Genomic DNA, 20,501 nt, shown 5'->3' with positions numbered 1-20,501 from the left:
GTTTTTCATACAGTATATACTGGTTTTATAAACAGTAAACCCGCTGGCAGCAGTTTTAGAATAATTTTTTTGACCAACCTAACTTTGAGCTTAGCGTGTTGAAATAATTGTAATTTTTAGGGTGTATCAGGTTGAGGTGGTAATCACTTCGCCGGATTAATACATCTTCACCCTGTTGAATGGGGAGTGCTATCTGGCTGTCACAACTGATCTCCAGATCGCTACGCATATGAGAAAAACGCAGACGAATGGTACTGCTGCTGTTGATCACCAGAGGGCGAGCCGAGAGGGTATGGGGGAACATCGGTACCACAGCGATAGCATCCAGCGATGGCGTCAGAATGGGGCCACCTGCCGACAATGAATAAGCCGTCGACCCGGTCGGCGTGGAGATGATCAAGCCATCCGAACGCTGTGAAAACGCGAAGTTTTCATCAATGTACACTTCGAATTCGATCATATGTGCCACTTTACCCGGGTGCAGCACCACTTCATTGATAGCCGTACCAATACGCGGGCTGCCGGACTGGCGGCAGACCTGAGCTTCCAGCAGGAAACGGCTCTCGACGAAGTATTCTCCTTCCAGCACGTCAGCGAGTTGCTGCTGAGCATTATCAGGATCGAGATCGGTGAGAAATCCGAGATTGCCGCGATTAATCCCGATGACCTTAATATCGTAACGTGCCAGCACCCTTGCTGCGCCCAGCATATTCCCGTCACCGCCTACCACCACCGCCAGGTCGGCCTTGCGGCCAATCTCTGCCAGCGTTCCGGTCTGCACGCCTTCCAGTTTTAACTCACGCGCAATCTGCTGCTCAATAATCACCTGATAGCCTCTCGCTGTCAGCCAGCGATAGAGCATCTCGTGGGTGGTTAATGCAGTGGGGTGGCGTGGATGGCCGACGATCCCGATGCAGTTGAAGTGGTTATTCATGTTTCTGGCATTCCTCACGAGGTAAACTCCCCCGACAATGTGACTGGTTCCCTTGAAACCGCGATTCTGATCCCCATAATAAGCGAACCAGCGAGATGAATATGCACAAACGCGGAGAAATTCATGAGTAGTAAAGAACAGAACACACCTAACGAGCAAGTCTCAGACGAAATTGAGATGGAGCAGGCGCAAACCCAGGACGCGGAGACAGCAGAAGTGGTGGACCCGCGGGATGAGCGTATTGCACAACTGGAAGCCCAACTGGCTGAGTCACTGGGCGGTGTGCGTGACGCACAGCTTCGTGCTCAGGCTGAGATCGAAAACATCCGTCGCCGTACTGAACTGGATGTGGAAAAAGCGCACAAATTTGCGCTGGAAAAATTTGCCAACGAGCTGCTGCCAGTGATTGATAGCCTGGAACGCGCGCTGGAAGTGGCGGATAAATCCAATCCTGAATTGGCCGCTATGATTGAAGGCATCGAACTGACCATGAAATCCCTGCTGGGCGCTGTGCGCAAGTTTGGCGTGGAAGTGGTGGGGGATATCAACGTGCCGTTCAACCCGGAAGTTCATCAGGCAATGTCTATGATGGAATCTGAAGACGTTGCGCCAAATCACGTGATGATGGTGATGCAGCGTGGCTATACCCTGAACGGTCGCCTGCTGCGCCCGGCGATGGTTGCAGTATCGAAAGCTAAAAATTAATTGTCGAGGGCGGCCTTTGTTTCGGTCGCCCTGAGTATACCTGTTTAAAATAGCCGCCCTGTGTGGCTATTTTTTTGCCCATAAATTAGTGCTAAGCGGGTTCATTCACCTTAAATACGCGTATTGCCAGAGAGAGCTGTTCTGCCTGTTCCTGCATTGACTGGGCTGCCGCTGCGGACTGATTCACCAGCGCCGCATTCTGTTGAGTCACCTGATCCATCTGGGTGATGGCCATGTTGATCTCATCAATACCGCTGCTTTGCTCAGCGCTGGCGATAGTAATCTCACTAATAATTCCGGTCACGTTTTTCACGCTGCTGAGCACTTCGTCCATGGTTAACCCGGCTTTGGCGACCTGGCGGCCACCTTCATCCACCCGTGCAACGGAATCCTGGATCAGCTGTGCAATCTCTTTGGCAGCAGAGGCAGAGCGCTGTGCCAGGCTGCGAACCTCAGAAGCCACGACGGCAAAACCCCGGCCCTGTTCACCCGCACGGGCGGCTTCTACCGCCGCATTCAGTGCGAGGATATTGGTCTGGAAGGCAATACCGTCAATCACACTGATAATATCGACGATTTTCTTCGATGATCCGTTGATCATTTCCATCGTGCTGACCACTTGCTTCACCGCATCGCCGCTCTGTACCGCTACCTGAGAAGCCTGAGCGGCTAACTGGTTGGCCTGGCGGGCGTTATCCGCATTCTGTTTCACCGTGGCGGTGATCTGCTCCATCGCAGAGGCTGTTTCTTCGAGCGAGCTGGCCTGTTGCTCGGTGCGGGAGGAGAGATCCATATTACCCGCTGAAATCTCACTGGAGGCTGTGGTAATAAGGTCAGTACCGGAACGGACTTCGTTAACAATTTTCAGCAGATTGTCATTCATGTTTTTCAGCGCCAACATTAACTGACCGGTTTCATCCGTCGAGCTGACATGAATGGTGGTGCGCAGATCGCCAGCGGCAACGTTTTCAGCAATGCCGACGGCTTCACGCAGCGGTCGCACAATTGAACGGGTCAGGAAGAAGCCGAGCAGCATCGCCGCAGCGATAGCCAGTAGTGAGAAGATCAGCGTGATGTGAATGGCGGTGGTGCCATCACTGACGGCGCTGGCTCCTTCAGCCTGCAACTGCGAGGACTGTGAATCAGCAAAACTCACCACTATATCGAGAAACGCATTCTGCGACGTGGTGATTTTTCGCAGTACATATTCGGTGGCCGGCGCAACATCTCCTGCGCGGATGAGCGTCAGCAGTTCTTTTTTATCGCTTTCAAAACGCTGGGCGGCCTGTTTAACGTCCTGGATTTTTTTAATCCCCATCCCTGTGCTTTGCAACTGCGCGATTTTCTCAATCGCCGCATTGGTTTTCTGCGTCGCGCTATCGAGTTGGCTAAAACGTTTAACGTTACTGTCCGGACGGGCAATATCCAGAACCATACCGCGCATATATTTAATCTGTTCGTTGACACCATCGCGTACATCAAATGCCAGCCTGACTTTGATGTAACGATCGCTGACGATACTGTCTACCGCCTGATTAATGTTGCCTATTTTGAGCGTTGCTGTGGTACTAACGATAATCAATAACACGATCACCAGGCCGAAGGCGGCGCCCAGGCGAACACCTACTTTCATATTTTTCATGGATAACATCCGTTCTTTCCCCTGAATGGATCAGCCAATCTTGGGCGCATGAATATGCACCCTGAAGCCGATCAGATCGGCAGGGAGAGGGAAATCTTGATAAAAAATTGTGACGGAAATCGCATTATTACGTGTGGGAATGTAAATGAACGCAATGCAGGGATCTGACAGGGGGCAGATACCCCCTGATTATCGAGATTACTCAGTAGGTAAGTGCGGAACCCAGTCATTGGGGGTTTCGCCGTGCTCACTGAGCCACTGATTGGTTTTCGAAAAATGGGCAGAGCCGAAGAAACCACGATGCGCAGAGAGCGGGGAAGGGTGGGGGGCTTGGAGTACGAGATGGCGGTTACGGTCAATAATCGCGCCCTTTTTCTGCGCATTAGAGCCCCACAGCAGGAATATCACGCCCTCACGATGCTGATTAATGGCCGCAATCACGTTATCCGTAAAGGTTTCCCAGCCGAATTTAGCATGTGAATGTGCCTGGCCCGCTTCCACTGTTAGCACGGTGTTGAGCAGCATCACGCCCTGGCGAGCCCAGCTTTCGAGGAAGCCGTGTTTTGGTCGCTCAAAACCAGGAATATCGGTGACCAGTTCTTTATACATATTCACCAGTGAAGGAGGCACCGCAACACCGGGCAGTACGGAGAACGCCAGCCCATGGGCCTGATTCGGGCCGTGGTAGGGATCCTGACCTAAAATCACGACTTTTACTGCGCCCAGTTCCGTCAGACGAAATGCGTTAAAAACGTCTTTTTGCGGTGGATAGACGGTCTTACCGGCCGCACGTTCTGCCGCGACCTTTGCCAGTGTTTCCCTGAAATACGGCTTTTCTTTTTCCTCGGCCAGCACATCGTGCCAGGTCATGGTATTGACCATTACCGTCTCCTTTTCATCATCAAAGTGCGTAGCTTATCGCGCTTTGCTACCGGGTAACACTTAAAATAAAGTTGAAAATTTGCAAATAAAGCAGAATTCTTTGTTTTGATAAAATTGATATAAAACAGAAAGTTGCTGTTTTCAGCCTTTAAATTCCTCCTCGCAGGTTGATTTGTATCAAGGAGACACCATTCTGGTGCTGGTATACAGATCCCAGAAGATCACGGTTTTTTACATCAACCTGGCGCTGGAAATGAGATCAGCGCCCTATTGCCTGGGAGGCGACGCACATGATTACCGGAATTCAAATTACTCAAGCAACCAATAGTGCATTACTGAACTCTTTCTGGCTGCTGGACAGCGATAAAGCGGAAGCGCGTTGCGTTTGTGCGAAAGCAGGTTATAGCGAAGATCAGATCGTGCCAGTCAGCGATCTCGGCCAGATCGAATATCGTGAAATTCCACTGGAAATGAAACCACAGGTGCGCGTGGAAGGCGGCCAGCATTTGAACGTGAACGTCCTGAGCCGTGAAACGCTGGAAGAAGCCGTAAAAAACCCGGAAAAATACCCACAGCTGACTATCCGTGTTTCGGGCTATGCCGTGCGTTTTAACTCATTGACGCCAGAACAGCAGCGAGATGTGATTACCCGTACCTTTACTGAAAGCCTGTAAGCCTGAACGGGGTACGATAAAAGGGCCGGGGGTGAAATATGCACCTTCGGTCCTTTTTTATTAACAGTATGATTACAATGTGCAGAATCTATTTTTAGCAGGCAGGTGTTTTTACGAAAATTATCCATTTGTGTTAGAACATGCATTTTTTTGTTCTGACCCCTGTTTCTGTCAACTTCAGGCAATAAAAAACCGCCCAAATAAGGCGGTTTTTTGTCATGCAGTGCGATTATTCAGCACTATCGGTTTTTGCGGCTGTCGGCTTACGGCGTTTACCCACATTTTTGGCATCGCGATGACGCTCTTTAACGCGCGGTTTCTCTTCCTGCTTCTCTTTATCTTTCAACTGCTTGCGCTTAGCCAGCACTTTCTTCGATGGCTTGCCTTGCAGCTTTTCACTGGGCGCACGCGTGACCGGGCGCAGTTCATCAACGGTGCGCGCTTTCAGCGGCTCCTTGATGTAACGAATGATTCTGCCCAGCAGCATGTTGTCGTGCGCTTCAACCAGTGAAATAGCGATACCTTTTTTGCCTGCACGGCCGGTACGGCCAATGCGGTGCAGGTAGGTGTCGGCGGTCACTGGCATATCGAAGTTAAACACGTGGCTGACATCGTCGATGTCGATGCCGCGTGCAGCAATATCGGTTGCGACCAGGACGTTTACACGACCTTCAGCCACACGTTTAATCGCTTCGTTGCGCTTCGCCTGAACCAGTTCCCCTTCCAAATAGCTGGTGTTAATGCCAGCTTCACGCAGCCAGCCACACAGCTCGTGCACACGCTCACGTTTACGCACGAAGACCACGGAACGGGTCACTTCCGGCTGTTTCATCAGGTGGATCAGCAGCGCAGTTTTATGTTTGATATCATCCGCGCGGTAGTACCACTGCTGGATTTTCTTACGCTCACGGCGCGCCGGGTCGGCTTCAATTTCAATCGGCTCGTTCAGAATACGCTCGGCGAAATCTTTGATCGCTTCGCCTTCCAGCGTGGCGGAGAACAGCAGAGTCTGCTTGCGCCAGCGGGTTTCAGCCGCGATGGTTTCGATATCCTGAGCAAAGCCCATATCCAGCATGCGGTCGGCTTCATCGAGAACCAGTGTTTCAACTGCACGGCAGTCAAAATTCTCTTCTTTAATGTATTGCAGCAGACGTCCGGTAGTGGCAACCACGATGTCCTGGTTTTCACTGAACACTTCTGCATGGTTCATAAACGCAACGCCACCCGTGATAGTGGCAATATCCAGGTGCGTATGTTTGGCCATTTCACGCGCCTGGTCTGCAACCTGCATCGCCAGTTCGCGCGTTGGGGTCAGGATTAAAATACGTGGCGGGCCGGACTTCTTACGCGGGAAGTCGAGCAGATGCTGTAATGCGGGCAGCAGGTAGGCCGCAGTCTTGCCTGTACCGGTTGGTGCCGAACCCAGAACGTCGCGACCCTCCAGTGCTGCCGGAATAGCTTCTGCCTGTATGGCAGTAGGGCGCGTGTAGCCTTTCTCCTGCAGGGCTTGCAGTAGGCTCTCGTCTAGTTCGAGTTCGGAAAAAGTGGTTACAGTCATGGTCTACCTCAGTTTGGGGCGCTGATTATAGACAGATTGAACACGATCTTCATCTGTTTGTGTGGAGTTAATGACTTTTCCTTCGTCACAGTTTGTCCTATGCTAGCGCCGTTTCCCTTTCAGGTCAGTCAAATGTCACAACAGAAAGCCATTCTCCGCGCCAACGGATTTACCTTCAAACAGTTTTTTGTCGCCCACGATCGCTGTGCCATGAAAGTCGGCACCGATGGTGTGTTGCTCGGTGCATGGGCGCCTGTCGCCAATGTACAGCGAGTGCTGGATATCGGCACGGGCAGCGGCTTGATCGCGTTGATGATGGCGCAGAGAACGGCAGAGTCCGTCAACATTGATGCCGTTGAACTGGATGAAATGGCGGCGGCGCAGGCGCAGGAAAATGTGGCAGCCTCGCCCTGGTCGGGAAGAGTACATGTGCACCAGGCCGATATTGTCGAATGGTCGCAGCGCTGCGATCAGCGTTATTCGCTCATCGTCAGTAATCCCCCTTATTTTTCACCGGGGTCGGAATGTGCATCGCCTGAGCGGGCTTCGGCGCGCTATACCACCGATCTGACGCACGACGTGTTGTTGGTTTGTGCGGAAAACCTGATCGCGGAAGAGGGCTTCTTCTGTGTGATCCTGCCGGAGTCAGCGGGAACTAAGTTGGTTGAGTTGGCCTTACAGCGCGGCTGGCATCTGCGTTTTCGCACCGACGTTGCCGATAATGATACCCGGCCGCCCAATCGGGTGCTGCTGGCGTTGTCACCGAAGCCGGGCGAGCAATTACTGGATCGCATGACGATACGCGGGCCGGACCATCAGTATTCCGATGCTCACTGCAGCCTGACCCGCGATTTCTATCTGTTCCGCTAATCAGGGCGCCAGAATCGTTGGCAGCGCTTCGCCCAGCGCTTCCGGATAGTCGAGTGTGTAATGCAGCCCCCGGCTCTCTTTACGTGCCATCGCACAGCGAACCATCAGCTCCGCGACCTGCACGAGGTTGCGCAGCTCCAGCAGATTGTTGGAAATGCGAAAATGGGCATAATACTCGTCAATTTCCTGTTGCAGCGTCGTGATGCGGCGCAGCGCGCGCTCCAGCCGTTTCGTGGTGCGAACAATCCCCATGTAGTCCCACATAAATAACCGCAGTTCATGCCAGTTGTGCTGGATGACCACGCGTTCATCGGAATCATCCACGCGGCTTTCATCCCAGACGGGCAGGCCCTCGACCCTCTCAACGGCAGGCAGGCGCTGATTGATGTCTTCTGCCGCAGACCAACCGTACACCAGGCACTCCAGCAGCGAGTTCGATGCCAGGCGGTTGGCGCCATGCAGCCCGGTATAACTGACCTCTCCAATAGCATAAAGTCCGTTAAGGTCGGTACGCCCTTGCTGGTCGACCATGACACCGCCGCAGGTGTAGTGCGCTGCCGGAACAATCGGGATCGGCTGTTTGGTGAGGTCGATGCCCAGTGTCAGCAGTTTCTCGTAGATCATCGGGAAGTGCGCACGCACGAACTCCGGCGGCTGATGACTGATATCCAGGTACATGCAGTCAGCGCCAAGGCGTTTCATTTCGTGGTCAATGGCGCGTGCCACAATATCGCGTGGGGCCAGTTCGCCTCGTTCATCGAAGTCGGGCATAAATCGGCTGCCATCCGGGCGTTTTAACACCGCGCCTTCTCCACGCAGTGCCTCGGTCAGCAAGAAGTTACGTGCATCCGGGTGGAACAGGCAGGTCGGATGGAACTGGTTGAATTCGAGATTAGCGACCCGGCATCCCGCACGCCACGCCATCGCAATACCGTCCCCGGAGGCCACATCCGGGTTGGTGGTGTACTGATACACTTTTGCAGCCCCCCCGGTGGCCAGTACCACGGCGCGTGCACGGCAGGTCTCGACGGCTTCTCGTTTGCGGTTCCAGATATAAGCACCCACCACGCGACGCTCACCCGGCAGGCCGATTTTATCGGAGACGATCAGGTCAACGGCATTACCGCGCTCAATCAGGGTAATGTTTGGGTGACTTAACGCCTGGCTGACCAGCGTGGTTTCCACGGCTTTGCCGGTGGCATCCGCGCTGTGCAGAATGCGACGGTGGCTGTGACCGCCTTCACGCGTCAGGTGATAGCGTTCTTCGCTGTCCACCGGGGTTTCTTTGTCGAACAGCATGCCGTTATCAATCAACCACTGCACACAATGGCGTGCATTACTGGCGATAAACGAGACGGCCTCGCGCTCACACAGACCGCCCCCTGCAATCAGCGTATCTTCAACGTGCGACTCAATACTGTCAGTTTCATCAAACACGGCGGCAATCCCGCCCTGGGCATAAAACGTTGAGCCTTCACTGACCGGGCCTTTACTCAGTACGGTGACCTGATGTTTCTCAGCCAGGCGTAATGCCAGTGATAAGCCCGCCGCGCCACTACCAATAATCAACACATCACAGCTGTAATCGGAAGAAAGAGTCATGTTGTTTAATTTACTAAACAGGTTGTTTGTTGAGCATAGCACTCACTTATCCCGGCAAAAAGGCTTTTTATCGCCCCCTCTCCGCAGTGGGAGCGAAATCAAAAATTGAACAAGCCTCACGGCGTTGGTGACATCACGTAAATGCACCAGGCAGGGTTTACTCTGGCGAACTGTCACGTGTTGACGTGATTATAAGGTGAAAAAACTGGCTTCTTGCGTTACTCTGCGGGCGTCATCAGGCTCCTGAGCGATGATGTTCCGGGAGTGAGAGAGAGGCAGTGGCCCACAGGTCAGCGAGAATGCATAAAAACGCGTGCTGGTTTGTCGATGTCCCCTGATGGCACAACAAATATAATGGCGTAATGGAACTTTTCCGATGAATGCGACTCAGACTGGATGCTTGTTCATAATGATTGAGTTATTGCTGGAAGTGCGATTACGCGTGGAGACAAGTTTGGGGAGATCTTACCTCGGATGAGCGAGCAGCTAACGGATCAGGTCCTCGTTGAACGAGTGCAGAAGGGCGATCAGAAGTCATTTAACTTACTGGTAGTTCGCTATCAGCATAAAGTGGCCAGCCTGGTTTCCCGCTATGTGCCGTCAGGGGATGTGCCTGATGTAGTGCAAGAGTCGTGTATTAAAGCCTATCGTGCGCTGGAATCTTTTCGGGGCGACAGTGCTTTTTATACCTGGCTCTACCGGATTGCCGTCAATACGGCCAAAAATTACCTGGTTGCTCAGGGGCGTCGTCCGCCATCAAGCGATGTAGACGCTATCGACGCCGAGAATTTTGAAAGTGCGGGAGCGCTGAAAGAAATTTCGAACCCTGAGAACTTAATGTTGTCGGAAGAATTGAGACAAATAGTTTTTCGTACCATCGAGATGTTACCCGAAGACTTGCGTATGGCAATCACCTTACGTGAACTCGATGGCCTGAGCTACGAAGAGATAGCTGTGATCATGGATTGCCCGGTCGGTACGGTTCGTTCACGTATCTTCCGCGCCCGTGAAGCTATTGATAATAAAATTCAACCGCTTATCCAACGCTAGCGATAGCGACACAGGAAGGGTATTGAGGCATGCAGAAAGAACAACTTTCCGCTCTTATGGACGGTGAAACGCTGGACAATGAACTGATGTCTGCGTTGTCTAAAGACGTTGTGCTGCAAAAAGACTGGGAAAGCTATCATCTGATTCGCGACACACTGCGCGGCGATGTCCCACAACTGCTTGATTTTGATATTTCTGCCCGTGTGATGGCAGCGATTGAGAATGAGCCAGCAAAAAATATTACGCATCTGATTCCGGAAGAACAGCCTGTGCCGGCACAGGTCGCAGCCATGCCATTTTGGGCGAAACTGCGTCCATGGGCGGCTCAGATTACTCAGGTGGGCCTGGCTGCCTGCGTTTCACTGGCGGTGATCGTCGGTGTGCAGCAGTACAACAAACCGGCTGATGTCCAGTCCACGGATTCTCCGGTATTCAACACATTGCCGATGATGGGGCAAGCCTCTCCGGTCAGCCTCGGTGTGCCAGCGGACAACGCCAGTACGCAGCTTAATGCGAATCAGCAGGTGCAGGATCAACGTCGCCGCGTTAACGCGCTCTTGCAGGATTACGAACTGCAACGTCGTCTCCATGCTGAGCAGTTACAGTTTGAGCAAAGCCCTGATCAACAGGCTGCTGCTCAGGTTCCAGGTAATCAGTCGTTAGGAATGCAACCGCAGCAATGAAGCCGTTTTGGTGCGCCGCCAGCTTTATCGCTGGCTGCCTGATTTACTCCTCTGTCGCCCCGGCCGCGTCAAACCCCCCCCGGGGCGTTGTTACATCAGATGGAACAGGCCAGTCAGTCTCTCAGCTATGAACTCGCCTATATCAACGTATCGCGACTGGGCATCGAGTCATTACGCTACCGTCATGCCATCATCAACAACAAAAGCTATGCACAGTTGCTTCAGATGGATGGCCCGCGCCGCGAGATTATCCAGCGTGGCAATGAGGTCAGCTATTTTGAATCGGGCCTGGAGCCGTTCACCATGACGGGGGATCATATTGTCGATTCGCTGCCTGCGCTGGTGTATGCCGATTTCGATCGTCTGGCTGAAACCTACGATTTTGTTTCCGTTGGACGCACGCGTATTGCCGATCAGCTGTGTGAAGTGATTCGCATCGTCCCTCGTGATGGCACTCGTTACGGTTATATCGTCTGGTTGGACAGCGAAACGAAACTGCCTTTGCGGGTTGATCTGCTTGATCGTGATGGCGAAACACTCGAACAGTATCGGGTGGTCAGTTTCGCGGTGGATGACGGCGTTCGCAATATCATGCAGGGGCTGGAAAGCGCCAAGCTTCCTCCGGTGTTATCTGTCCCTACGTCAAATGCCGTGACATTTAACTGGAAAGCAGGCTGGTTGCCAGCAGGGATGAAGGAGGTGGCGAAAAGCCGCCGTCAGCTTCCCTCTCTTGACCGTCCGGTTGAAACCAGCCTCTTTACCGATGGCCTGTTTAGCTTCTCCATTAACGTGACGCTTGCCGATAAAACCAGTTCGCCACAGCAATTGCGCACTGGCCGTCGTACGGTCCAAACTGAAGTGCGTAATAATGCGGAGATCACGGTAGTGGGTGAACTGCCACCGGCTACCGCTAAACGTATTGCTGATAGTGTCACTTTAGGGGCCGCGCCATGATGAGAGAATGGGCAACGGTAGTGTCGTGGCAGAATGGTATTGCCACGCTGCACTCCGAAATTAAAACATCCTGTAGCAGCTGCTCGGCCCGCAAAGGCTGCGGCAGTCACATGCTGGATAAGCTCGGGCCGAAGAACGCACACGTGATGAAAATCGCCAGTGCGCAGCCGCTTACGCCCGGCCAGCGTATCGAACTGGGTATTGCTGAAACCAGCCTGCTCAGCTCGGCGTTTCTGGTTTACATGACCCCGCTGATCGGGCTTTTTGTCCTGGCCGGTGTGTTTCAGATGTTGTTTCACAGCGATCTGGCGGCTGCCTGCGGTGCGCTGCTGGGCGGCGTGGGCGGGTTTATTATTGCAAAAGGTATCTCCGCAATACTGGGCCGTTCTGCCTCTTTCCAGCCGGTGATCCTCAGTGTGGCGTTGCCACCTGACGCCATCCACGTCAGCACTGATGCCTGACCCGCGAAAAGGCGGTTGGCTGTATTCCCTTGCCAACCGCCTTATTTCACCCCGTCATCTTCCCTGTTTCCCGTTCGATATGGCCATGCATGCGTTATTGCCTGACCGTGAAGATTCCACCCCTTTGATATGTAGTGTAGAATGCTGCCTTTCGGGCCAGTGTTCGCCTGTGATATCACGCTCTCCTGACTTTGCATCGCGAGAGTTCCAGAATTTGTAAGGCAGAAAAATCTCAATAATGAAGCACATAAGAAACTTTTCTATCATCGCCCACATCGACCATGGCAAATCAACGCTTTCTGACCGTCTGATCCAGATTTGTGGTGGATTGTCTGAACGTGAAATGGCTGCGCAGGTTCTGGATTCTATGGATTTGGAACGCGAGCGCGGTATTACCATTAAAGCGCAGAGCGTTACCCTCGATTATCATTCGCCAGATGGTAAAACTTACCAGCTCAATTTTATCGACACCCCAGGTCACGTAGACTTCTCGTATGAAGTTTCACGCTCTCTGGCCGCCTGCGAAGGTGCATTGCTGGTGGTAGATGCCGGGCAAGGCGTAGAAGCCCAGACCCTGGCAAACTGCTACACCGCAATGGAAATGGAACTGGAAGTCGTACCTGTATTGAATAAGATCGATTTACCTGCTGCCGATCCCGATCGTGTTGCCCAGGAAATTGAAGACATCGTCGGCATTGATGCTACCGATGCCGTGCGATGCTCGGCAAAAACGGGTATTGGCGTGCCTGACGTGCTGGAACGTCTGGTCCGTGATATCCCGCCACCGCAGGGCGACCCGGATGGCCCGCTGCAGGCGTTGATTATCGACTCCTGGTTCGACAACTACCTTGGCGTCGTCTCACTGGTGCGTATTAAAAACGGCACCATGCGCAAAGGCGAAAAAATTAAGGTGATGAGCACCGGTCAGACTTACAACGCTGACCGTCTGGGCATCTTCACCCCAAAACGCGTTGATACCGATGTTCTGAACTGCGGCGAAGTAGGCTGGTTGGTCTGTGCGATCAAAGACATCCTCGGCGCGCCAGTAGGGGATACCCTGACGCTGGCTCGTCACCCGGCAGACAAAGCACTGCCTGGTTTCAAAAAGGTTAAACCTCAGGTTTATGCCGGTCTGTTCCCGATAAGCTCTGACGATTATGAAGCCTTCCGCGATGCGCTCGGTAAACTGAGCCTGAACGATGCGTCTCTGTTCTACGAACCAGAAAGCTCTACCGCGCTGGGCTTTGGTTTCCGCTGTGGCTTCCTTGGTTTGCTGCACATGGAGATCATCCAGGAGCGTCTGGAACGTGAATACGACCTTGAGCTGATCACTACCGCGCCGACGGTGGTTTATGAAGTCGTCACAACGGACAATCAGACCATTTACGTTGATAGTCCGGGCAAGCTGCCACCGCTGAACAACATTGAAGAATTGCGTGAGCCGATTGCAGAGTGTCATATGCTGTTGCCGCAGGAGTTCCTCGGTAACGTGATCACGCTGTGTATTGAGAAGCGTGGCGTGCAGACCAACATGGTTTACCACGGTAATCAGGTTGCGCTGACGTATGAAATTCCGATGGCGGAAGTGGTGCTCGATTTCTTCGACCGTCTGAAATCCACCTCTCGCGGTTATGCGTCACTGGATTACAACTTCAAACGTTTCCAGGCATCGAACATGGTGCGCGTAGATGTGTTGATCAACTCCGAGCGCGTGGATGCGCTGGCGCTGATTACGCACAATGATAACGCGCCGTACCGTGGCCGTGATCTGGTTGAAAAGATGAAAGAATTAATCCCGCGTCAGCAGTTTGATATTGCGATTCAGGCGGCGATTGGTAACCATATTATCGCCCGTTCTACGGTTAAACAGTTGCGCAAAAACGTCCTTGCCAAATGTTATGGCGGTGACGTCAGCCGTAAGAAAAAGCTGCTGCAGAAACAGAAAGACGGTAAGAAACGCATGAAGCAGGTCGGTAACGTTGAGTTACCGCAGGAAGCGTTCCTTGCCATTCTCCACGTGGGTAAAGACAGTAAATAAGCCCGACTTCGGGCTTCGAGGGAACTGGAATGGCTAATATGTTCGCCCTGATTTTGGCGATAGCAACGCTGATTACCGGCATTGTCTGGTGTATCGACAAATATAAATGGGCACCGGCCCGGCGCGCGAAACGTGCGGCGGCGCAGGCACAAGGTATCGAAGCCACCAAGGCAGACAAACAGCCAGGTTGGGTAGAAACAACCGCATCGGTTTTCCCGGTGCTGTTCGTGGTGTTTGTGGTGCGTTCGTTTATTTATGAGCCGTTCCAGATCCCGTCAGGTTCAATGATGCCGACGCTGTTAATCGGTGATTTTATCCTTGTGGAGAAATATGCCTACGGCATTAAAGATCCGATTACCCAGACGACGCTGATCGAAACCGGTCATCCGAAGCGGGGCGATATCGCGGTGTTCAAATACCCGAAAGATCCCAGCATGGATTACATCAAGCGTGTCATCGGGTTGCCGGGCGATCGGGTGACTTACGATCCGCTGAGCAAAACGGTGTCGATACAGCAGACGTCTACCGCGCTGCCCGTGACTTACTCGGATGTTGAAGAGAGTGACTTCATTCAGACCTTCAGCGGCTTCAGTGGTAATGAACTGGGCAACGGTTTCTTCCAGAAGCCGAAAGGCGAAACGATGCAGGGTGGCGTGCGTTTAGCTACCCGCAACGAGACGCTGGGCGATGTCACTCACCGTATTTTACTGATTGCGCAGGCACCGAGTCAGCCAGGCTCTTACTACCAGCAGCCAGGGCAGCCGCAGTCCACCTGGGTTGTGCCAGAAGGCATGTACTTTATGATGGGCGATAACCGTGATAACAGTGCTGACAGCCGTTACTGGGGCTTTGTTCCTGAGCGTAATCTGGTAGGTAAAGCGACCGCAATCTGGATGAGCTTTGATAAGCAGGAAGGCCAATGGCCAACCGGCGTTCGCCTGAGTCGTATCGGCGGCATTCATTAATGATCGCCTGCGGGCGACATTAGCAACGGGTGGTCTGTCAGGTTTGGCAGACCACTGCACACGAAACAGATCGTGTTGGTGTTCAGGCTCAGCCCTGTTCCGTGTGCAGGATAATTGACGCATTAAGAAATTGGTAACGCATGAACCCCATCGTAATTAACAAGCTTCAACGAAAGCTGGGCTACACTTTTACCCATCAGGAATTGTTACAGCAGGCACTGACTCACCGTAGTGCCAGCAGTAAACACAACGAAAGACTGGAATTCCTGGGCGACTCTATTCTGAGCTACGTGATTGCTAATGCCCTTTATCACCGCTTCCCGCGCGTGGATGAAGGTGACATGAGCCGTATGCGTGCCACGCTGGTTCGCGGCAACACGCTGGCAGAGATGGCACGGGAATTTGACCTTGGCGAGTGTCTGCGCCTTGGGCCGGGTGAACTGAAAAGCGGCGGCTACCGCCGTGAATCGATTCTGGCTGACACCGTAGAAGCGCTGATTGGCGGGGTATTCCTCGACAGCGACATTCAGTCGGTGGAACAACTCATCCTGAGCTGGTACGCCAGCCGTCTTGATGAGATCAGCCCGGGCGATAAACAAAAGGATCCAAAAACGCGTCTGCAGGAGTTCTTGCAGGGTCGTCATCTGCCGTTACCATCCTATCTGGTGGTACAGGTACGGGGCGAAGCGCACGATCAGGAATTTACTATTCACTGTCAGGTAAGCGGCATGGCAGAACCGGTTGTGGGAACCGGATCCAGCCGTCGCAAAGCTGAACAGGCAGCAGCCGAACAGGCGCTGATTAAGCTGGGAATTGAATGAGCGAACAAACTACCCATTGCGGCTTTATTGCTATTGTAGGCCGTCCGAACGTTGGTAAATCTACCTTACTGAACCAGTTACTGGGACAGAAGATTTCCATCACCTCGCGTAAGCCACAAACCACGCGTCACCGCATTATGGGCATCCATACCGAAGGGGATTATCAGGCGATCTATGTCGATACCCCGGGCCTGCATATGGAAGAAAAACGGGCGATCAACCGCCTGATGAACCGTGCTGCCAGCAGCTCGATCGGTGATGTTGAAATTGTGATCTTCGTTGTTGAAGGGACCAAGTGGACCGCCGACGATGAGATGGTACTGAATAAGCTGAAAGACGGCAAAGTACCGGTGCTGTTAGCGATCAACAAGGTCGACAACCTCACAGACAAAAGCATTCTACTGCCACACCTGCAATTCCTGGGTCAGCAGATGAACTTTATGGATGTGGTGCCGATCTCAGCCGAAAAAGGCACCAATGTTGATACTATCGCCAGCATCGTCCGTAAGCGCCTGCCGGAAGCGGAACACCACTTCCCGGAAGACTACATCACCGATCGTTCCCAGCGCTTTATGGCGTCTGAAATTATCCGTGAAAAACTGATGCGCTTCCTCGGTGCCGAACTGCCGTACTCCGTCACGGTTGAGATCGAACAGTTCCTGACGAACGAGCGTGGTGGTCTGACGATCAATGGTCTGATTCTGGTCGAACGTGAAGGCCAGAAGAAAATGGTGATCGGTAACAAAGGCGCCAAAATTAAAGTCATCGGTACGGAAGCTCGCCGTGATATGGAAGAGATGTTTGAGGCGAAAGTCCACCTTGAACTGTGGGTGAAAGTGAAGTCCGGCTGGGCGGATGATGAACGCGCCTTACGCAGCCTGGGCTATACCGACGACCTCTGATACTGATGGATGGCTGGCAACGCGCATTTGTCCTGCATGGACGTCCCTGGAGCGAAACCAGCCTGCTGCTTGACCTGTTCTCTGAACGGCATGGCAGGGTACGGGTGCTGGCCAAAGGCGCCCGTTCCAAACGCTCCAGCCTGAAAGGCGCGTTGCAACCCTTCACGCCGCTGCTGGTTCGCTGGGGCGGCCGTGGCGCGGTGAAAACCCTGCGCGGTGCTGAACCCGTTTCGCTGGCGCTTCCGCTCAGCGGCACAACGCTGTACTGCGGCCTTTACGTCAATGAACTTCTTTCACGCGTGCTGGAAGATGAAACCCCATTTAGCGAGCTTTTCTTCGACTACCTGCACTGTATTCAGGCGCTGGCGGCTGACGCCGGGTCACCGGAACCCGCTCTCAGGCGTTTTGAACTGGCTATGCTGAGTCATCTTGGTTATGGCGTCGATTTTCTTCACTGTGCAGGCAGCGGCGAAGAAGTCGCCGATGGCATGACCTACAGCTATCGTGAAGAGAAGGGATTTATTGCCAGCCTTGTCGTCGGACATCGTAGTTTTACCGGGCGCCACTTGCGCGCCCTGTATCTGCGCGAATTCCCGGATGCAGACACCCTGCGCGCCGCCAAACGCTTTACCCGCATTGCACTGAAACCTTATCTGGGTGGCAAACCGCTTAAGAGTACCGAACTGTTTCGCCAGTTTTTGCCGAGAAAACGACCAGATACAGCACTTCCTGGCGATGAATAGTCACGGGTAATATCCCTGCGTGCCGTGAACGTTGTACACTTCCTAAAAACCTTTCGCGATCTTCAGAGGACTATCATGGCAGAGCTGTTGTTGGGCGTTAATATCGATCATGTTGCTACTGTACGTAATGCACGTGGCACGCATTATCCGGATCCGGTACAGGCGGCATTTGTCTCTGAGCAGGCAGGAGCAGACGGTATTACCGTGCATCTGCGTGAAGACCGCCGTCATATCACCGATCGCGATGTGCGTATCCTGCGTCAGACCATCCAGACACGCATGAACCTGGAAATGGCCGTTACGGATGAAATGGTGGACATTGCCTGTGACATCCTGCCGCACTTCTGTTGTCTGGTCCCTGAGAAGCGTGAAGAAGTAACGACCGAAGGTGGGCTGGATGTGGCCGGACAGCAGGACAAAGTGACGGCTGCAGTAAAACGTCTAAATGATGCCGGCATCCTGGTGTCACTGTTTATCGATGCTGACCATCGCCAAATTGATGCTGCAGTTGCTGCCGGTGCACCTTATATCGAGATCCACACCGGTGCTTACGCAGAAGCCGAAGAAGGCCCGGTACGCGATGCTGAGCTGGCGCGCATTGCTGAAGCGGCCACCTATGCCGCCGGGAAAGGCCTGAAGGTCAATGCCGGACACGGCCTGACGTACCACAACGTGCAACCGATCGCCGTTCTGCCAGAAATGCACGAGCTGAATATCGGCCATGCCATTATTGGGCGTGCTGTATTTAGCGGCCTGGCTGAGGCGGTGAAAGAGATGAAACTGCTGATGCGTGAAGCACGTCGTTAATGGCGATCCTGGGTCTGGGTACAGATATTGTCGAGATCGCCCGCATTGAAGGGGTGATCTCCCGGTCCGGTGACCGCCTGGCAAAGCGAGTGCTGAGTCATAATGAGTGGGCACAGTACCAGGCACACCAGCAGCCGGTTCGTTTTCTCGCCAAGCGTTTCGCGGTAAAAGAAGCGGCAGCCAAAGCCTTTGGCACCGGGATCCGTGGTGGCCTGGCGTTTAATCAGTTTGAAGTCTATAACGACGAGCTGGGTAAACCCGGACTGCGTTTTTTCCAGCATGCTGAAGAAGTGGCGAAGAAGCTGGGGGTGGCGCACGTGCACGTTACGCTGGCTGATGAACGACACTATGCATGTGCGACGGTGATTATTGAGAGCTAGCCCGCAGGATGCAGCACCACGAACTTTTCCCACAGTCGGTCATGACTTTCGATGTGCAGTGGATCAACAATAATGGTGTGATCAATAGGGCACACCTGCTGGCAGGTGGGGGAGTCGTAGTGGCCGATGCACTCCGTGCAGCGATCGGTATCGATCTCATAGAACTCGTCCCCCATTGAGATCGCTTCGTTAGGGCACTCCGGTTCACACATATCGCAATTGATACATTTTTTGGTGATCAGCAGTGCCATAATTCTCTCAAGTCAGTAACAGGATAAAGTGCACGGGTATTATACTTCTGATGTGCATAAAAGAAAGCGGTAGCTGAAAATCAACGCCCGCTATACCTCATGGCAGAGCTACCTTCAGTCGCTTCTTTCGCTCCCCAAGGCCACAACCGCGTTATTGTCTGAAATATAAATGCTGTATTCCTGGTTGCTTATCTGCGGCTTTGTATTATGAGCTATAATGGTAGCCTCGATAATCCTTTCCTCTTGCGCTTTGTCATAGCCGTGCGTCGTTTGCATGAAACCTTTATTAATTAGCTGATAGGAAGCTAAAAATCCAGATGCAGGACTCAGAAAGTAATTCAATAGCGGTTTGTTTTTAACCAGTATTGCGGCACGCGGATTGATGTTCACCTGACCAATAAGTGTGATGGTTTTTAATTCTCCAGACTTTAACAAATCCTGAGTAATGATATTGAAAACCATATCTTCATGTTCGCGCTGTGCTTTAAGGGCACTGCTCAGTTGGGCGCTAAATGCAAATACTGTAATGACAGGGATGAGCACAAGATATCTTGCTTTGAGCGCGCAATGATCTAGAAGTAAGGCTACCACCACAAAAAAAACGGAAAAAGAAACCAGTATCCGTGGAAAAACAGGCGCTTCACGTAAAATAATATTAGGGCCTAAAAGTGATAAAGTTAACAATAAGAATGAAGATATCAGGCAAAAGAGCTTAAAGTAACGATGTTCTGTATCTTTTAAAATTTTATACAGCGCAACCAGAATGGCAATGAATAAAGGGATGGCAAAATAAACGATTACCGGGCCATAGAGGAATGATGAAACCATAGCAAAAAGTTTTTTGCACGTGTACGTTATGGTTTCAATTCCGCTGAGATCAAAGGATATCGTGCTTGCTCTGCTATTGTTATGCTTCCAGATTTTTGCCACTAACAGAACGTAGAGGCTGTAATATATTATAAAATCGATAATTTTTTTCGAAATATGGCGAGTCTTTTCGCGGGGGCTTTGCTCATTACGAGTGCTAAATATAGCCAAATCAACAGCTATAAGGCCGATAAAAATATTGGCGCAGGGTTGGTAAATTGATAGTGCAAGGATACCTGCGGCTATTTTTATAAGCCGCTCAGCGAGTGGATGAAGTTTTTTATTGTTCCAGGTATATGAAACAACAGCAAGCATCATCGCAAAAGCCATACCGACAGAATCAAAGCGATAGGCGATATTCTGAAGCATAAATGGATTGAAAATAAGCAGGCAGGCCGAAAATGTTGCATAACGGACCTGAGCTGCTTCCAGATGTTTTTTCAGAAATAATGCAGACGTAGCAATAAAAAAAGATGAGAAAAGCAGGGTATAGGGGAAAAGATCGAGGTTTTCCCTTCCACTGGAAGAAAAAATTCTCATCATCAGATCTGCAGCCGGTCTGCCTAAGGATTTCCAGCCATATTGTCCTGTGATCGCTCTGTCGAGATCATCACGATAGTACACACCTGCCTGAATTAACGGGTAGATAAATAAAAAAGAAAGGAAAGTATAGATGAGCAAGTGTTTCTTGTCATTTTGGTTAAACATTTAA

General features: G+C 52.2%; 20 protein-coding genes and 1 pseudogene. 14 read left to right on the top strand and 7 right to left on the bottom strand.

Going from position 1 to position 20,501, the window contains the following annotated elements; translation table 11 throughout:
• Positions 1-55: 55 nt before the first annotated feature.
• A complete protein-coding gene (gene nadK / locus WH279_RS21585; RefSeq protein WP_167863448.1) occupies positions 56-934 on the bottom strand; it encodes an NAD(+) kinase in 879 nt (292 codons plus the stop codon).
• Between the two features lie 123 nt (positions 935-1,057).
• On the opposite strand from nadK, the gene grpE reads away from it, so the two are divergent.
• Positions 1,058-1,639, top strand: coding sequence for a nucleotide exchange factor GrpE (grpE, locus tag WH279_RS21580; protein WP_200643660.1), 582 nt, complete (start codon positions 1,058-1,060; stop codon positions 1,637-1,639).
• Positions 1,640-1,730: 91 nt separating this feature from the next.
• Here grpE and WH279_RS21575 read toward each other — a convergent pair whose 3' ends face one another.
• Both WH279_RS21575 and ung read right to left on the bottom strand, forming a co-directional pair.
• Entirely contained in the window at positions 1,731-3,290 is a 1,560-nt protein-coding gene (locus WH279_RS21575; RefSeq protein WP_339458595.1) for a methyl-accepting chemotaxis protein, read from the bottom strand.
• Between the two features lie 189 nt (positions 3,291-3,479).
• A complete protein-coding gene (ung, locus tag WH279_RS21570; protein ID WP_339458592.1) occupies positions 3,480-4,163 on the bottom strand; it encodes a uracil-DNA glycosylase in 684 nt (227 codons plus the stop codon).
• A 290-nt stretch (positions 4,164-4,453) separates the two neighbouring features.
• On the opposite strand from ung, the gene grcA reads away from it, so the two are divergent.
• Positions 4,454-4,837 carry an autonomous glycyl radical cofactor GrcA gene (grcA, locus tag WH279_RS21565; RefSeq protein WP_200643657.1) on the top strand — a complete coding sequence of 128 codons (384 nt, stop codon included), beginning with the start codon at positions 4,454-4,456 and terminating at the stop codon, positions 4,835-4,837.
• Positions 4,838-5,066: 229 nt separating this feature from the next.
• Here grcA and srmB read toward each other — a convergent pair whose 3' ends face one another.
• Positions 5,067-6,395 (bottom strand): ATP-dependent RNA helicase SrmB, encoded by a 1,329-nt coding sequence (srmB, locus tag WH279_RS21560; RefSeq protein ID WP_133845826.1) that lies wholly within the window; start codon positions 6,393-6,395, stop codon positions 5,067-5,069.
• Positions 6,396-6,527: 132 nt separating this feature from the next.
• On the opposite strand from srmB, the gene trmN reads away from it, so the two are divergent.
• Positions 6,528-7,265: a tRNA(1)(Val) (adenine(37)-N(6))-methyltransferase TrmN gene (gene trmN / locus WH279_RS21555; RefSeq protein ID WP_200643656.1), complete on the top strand. Its 738-nt coding sequence runs from the start codon at positions 6,528-6,530 to the stop codon at positions 7,263-7,265.
• Here the strand turns inward: trmN and nadB are convergent, their stop codons facing one another.
• Positions 7,266-8,867: an L-aspartate oxidase gene (gene nadB / locus WH279_RS21550; RefSeq protein ID WP_339458587.1), complete on the bottom strand. Its 1,602-nt coding sequence runs from the start codon at positions 8,865-8,867 to the stop codon at positions 7,266-7,268.
• Positions 8,868-9,341: 474 nt separating this feature from the next.
• Here nadB and rpoE point away from each other — a divergent pair, with 474 nt between their 5' ends.
• The 11 genes and pseudogenes from rpoE to acpS all read left to right on the top strand — a co-directional run bounded on the left by rpoE (position 9,342) and on the right by acpS (position 18,671).
• Positions 9,342-9,917, top strand: coding sequence for an RNA polymerase sigma factor RpoE (gene rpoE, locus WH279_RS21545; RefSeq protein WP_339458585.1), 576 nt, complete (start codon positions 9,342-9,344; stop codon positions 9,915-9,917).
• A 29-nt stretch (positions 9,918-9,946) separates the two neighbouring features.
• Positions 9,947-10,600, top strand: coding sequence for an anti-sigma-E factor RseA (gene rseA, locus WH279_RS21540; RefSeq protein WP_339458583.1), 654 nt, complete (start codon positions 9,947-9,949; stop codon positions 10,598-10,600).
• Positions 10,597-11,554 (top strand): annotated as a pseudogene (rseB, locus tag WH279_RS21535) (sigma-E factor regulatory protein RseB). Before rseA ends, rseB begins: the two are co-directional and overlap by 4 nt.
• Positions 11,551-12,015, top strand: a complete 465-nt coding sequence (gene rseC / locus WH279_RS21530; RefSeq protein WP_200643652.1) for a SoxR-reducing system protein RseC — start codon at positions 11,551-11,553, stop codon at positions 12,013-12,015. The pseudogene rseB and the gene rseC overlap by 4 nt, the downstream one beginning before the upstream one ends.
• A 238-nt stretch (positions 12,016-12,253) precedes the next feature.
• Positions 12,254-14,053 carry a translation elongation factor 4 gene (lepA, locus tag WH279_RS21525; protein WP_133845832.1) on the top strand — a complete coding sequence of 600 codons (1,800 nt, stop codon included), beginning with the start codon at positions 12,254-12,256 and terminating at the stop codon, positions 14,051-14,053.
• Positions 14,054-14,082: 29 nt separating this feature from the next.
• A complete protein-coding gene (gene lepB, locus WH279_RS21520) occupies positions 14,083-15,018 on the top strand; it encodes a signal peptidase I (RefSeq protein ID WP_200643650.1) in 936 nt (311 codons plus the stop codon).
• A gap of 140 nt (positions 15,019-15,158) precedes the next feature.
• Positions 15,159-15,839: a ribonuclease III gene (gene rnc, locus WH279_RS21515; protein WP_200643649.1), complete on the top strand. Its 681-nt coding sequence runs from the start codon at positions 15,159-15,161 to the stop codon at positions 15,837-15,839.
• The gene (era, locus tag WH279_RS21510) at positions 15,836-16,741 is read left to right on the top strand and encodes a GTPase Era (protein ID WP_133845835.1); all 906 of its coding nucleotides are present in this window, start codon (positions 15,836-15,838) and stop codon (positions 16,739-16,741) included. The genes rnc and era overlap by 4 nt, the downstream gene beginning before the upstream one ends.
• 5 nt (positions 16,742-16,746) lie before the next feature.
• Positions 16,747-17,484: a DNA repair protein RecO gene (recO, locus tag WH279_RS21505; RefSeq protein WP_339458578.1), complete on the top strand. Its 738-nt coding sequence runs from the start codon at positions 16,747-16,749 to the stop codon at positions 17,482-17,484.
• A gap of 75 nt (positions 17,485-17,559) precedes the next feature.
• Positions 17,560-18,291 (top strand): pyridoxine 5'-phosphate synthase, encoded by a 732-nt coding sequence (gene pdxJ, locus WH279_RS21500; RefSeq protein WP_339458576.1) that lies wholly within the window; start codon positions 17,560-17,562, stop codon positions 18,289-18,291.
• On the top strand, positions 18,291-18,671 hold the full coding sequence (acpS, locus tag WH279_RS21495; RefSeq protein WP_339458573.1) for a holo-ACP synthase: 381 nt from the start codon (positions 18,291-18,293) through the stop codon (positions 18,669-18,671). The genes pdxJ and acpS overlap by 1 nt, the downstream gene beginning before the upstream one ends.
• On the opposite strand, the gene WH279_RS21490 is transcribed toward acpS, so the two are convergent.
• The gene (locus WH279_RS21490; protein WP_133845839.1) at positions 18,668-18,922 is read right to left on the bottom strand and encodes a YfhL family 4Fe-4S dicluster ferredoxin; all 255 of its coding nucleotides are present in this window, start codon (positions 18,920-18,922) and stop codon (positions 18,668-18,670) included. The genes acpS and WH279_RS21490 overlap by 4 nt on opposite strands.
• Before the next feature lie 114 nt (positions 18,923-19,036).
• Entirely contained in the window at positions 19,037-20,497 is a 1,461-nt protein-coding gene (locus WH279_RS21485; RefSeq protein WP_339458570.1) for a glucosyltransferase domain-containing protein, read from the bottom strand.
• Positions 20,498-20,501 lie beyond the last annotated feature (4 nt).

Origin of the sequence: Erwinia sp. MYb375, from assembly GCF_037479175.1 — a bacterium.
Lineage (GTDB): Bacteria > Pseudomonadota > Gammaproteobacteria > Enterobacterales > Enterobacteriaceae > Erwinia > Erwinia rhapontici.
This window is presented reverse-complemented; position numbering and strand designations above follow the sequence as displayed.

What these genes read in the sequence shown, in the direction of transcription:
- nadK (WP_167863448.1), bottom strand. Translation starts at nt 934, where the DNA reads ATGAATAACCACTTCAACTGCATCGGGATCGTCGGCCATCCACGCCAC.
- grpE (WP_200643660.1), top strand. Translation starts at nt 1,058, where the DNA reads ATGAGTAGTAAAGAACAGAACACACCTAACGAGCAAGTCTCAGACGAA.
- WH279_RS21575 (WP_339458595.1), bottom strand. Translation starts at nt 3,290, where the DNA reads ATGTTATCCATGAAAAATATGAAAGTAGGTGTTCGCCTGGGCGCCGCC.
- ung (WP_339458592.1), bottom strand. Translation starts at nt 4,163, where the DNA reads ATGGTCAATACCATGACCTGGCACGATGTGCTGGCCGAGGAAAAAGAA.
- grcA (WP_200643657.1), top strand. Translation starts at nt 4,454, where the DNA reads ATGATTACCGGAATTCAAATTACTCAAGCAACCAATAGTGCATTACTG.
- srmB (WP_133845826.1), bottom strand. Translation starts at nt 6,395, where the DNA reads ATGACTGTAACCACTTTTTCCGAACTCGAACTAGACGAGAGCCTACTG.
- trmN (WP_200643656.1), top strand. Translation starts at nt 6,528, where the DNA reads ATGTCACAACAGAAAGCCATTCTCCGCGCCAACGGATTTACCTTCAAA.
- nadB (WP_339458587.1), bottom strand. Translation starts at nt 8,867, where the DNA reads ATGACTCTTTCTTCCGATTACAGCTGTGATGTGTTGATTATTGGTAGT.
- rpoE (WP_339458585.1), top strand. Translation starts at nt 9,342, where the DNA reads ATGAGCGAGCAGCTAACGGATCAGGTCCTCGTTGAACGAGTGCAGAAG.
- rseA (WP_339458583.1), top strand. Translation starts at nt 9,947, where the DNA reads ATGCAGAAAGAACAACTTTCCGCTCTTATGGACGGTGAAACGCTGGAC.
- rseC (WP_200643652.1), top strand. Translation starts at nt 11,551, where the DNA reads ATGATGAGAGAATGGGCAACGGTAGTGTCGTGGCAGAATGGTATTGCC.
- lepA (WP_133845832.1), top strand. Translation starts at nt 12,254, where the DNA reads ATGAAGCACATAAGAAACTTTTCTATCATCGCCCACATCGACCATGGC.
- lepB (WP_200643650.1), top strand. Translation starts at nt 14,083, where the DNA reads ATGGCTAATATGTTCGCCCTGATTTTGGCGATAGCAACGCTGATTACC.
- rnc (WP_200643649.1), top strand. Translation starts at nt 15,159, where the DNA reads ATGAACCCCATCGTAATTAACAAGCTTCAACGAAAGCTGGGCTACACT.
- era (WP_133845835.1), top strand. Translation starts at nt 15,836, where the DNA reads ATGAGCGAACAAACTACCCATTGCGGCTTTATTGCTATTGTAGGCCGT.
- recO (WP_339458578.1), top strand. Translation starts at nt 16,747, where the DNA reads ATGGATGGCTGGCAACGCGCATTTGTCCTGCATGGACGTCCCTGGAGC.
- pdxJ (WP_339458576.1), top strand. Translation starts at nt 17,560, where the DNA reads ATGGCAGAGCTGTTGTTGGGCGTTAATATCGATCATGTTGCTACTGTA.
- acpS (WP_339458573.1), top strand. Translation starts at nt 18,291, where the DNA reads ATGGCGATCCTGGGTCTGGGTACAGATATTGTCGAGATCGCCCGCATT.
- WH279_RS21490 (WP_133845839.1), bottom strand. Translation starts at nt 18,922, where the DNA reads ATGGCACTGCTGATCACCAAAAAATGTATCAATTGCGATATGTGTGAA.
- WH279_RS21485 (WP_339458570.1), bottom strand. Translation starts at nt 20,497, where the DNA reads ATGTTTAACCAAAATGACAAGAAACACTTGCTCATCTATACTTTCCTT.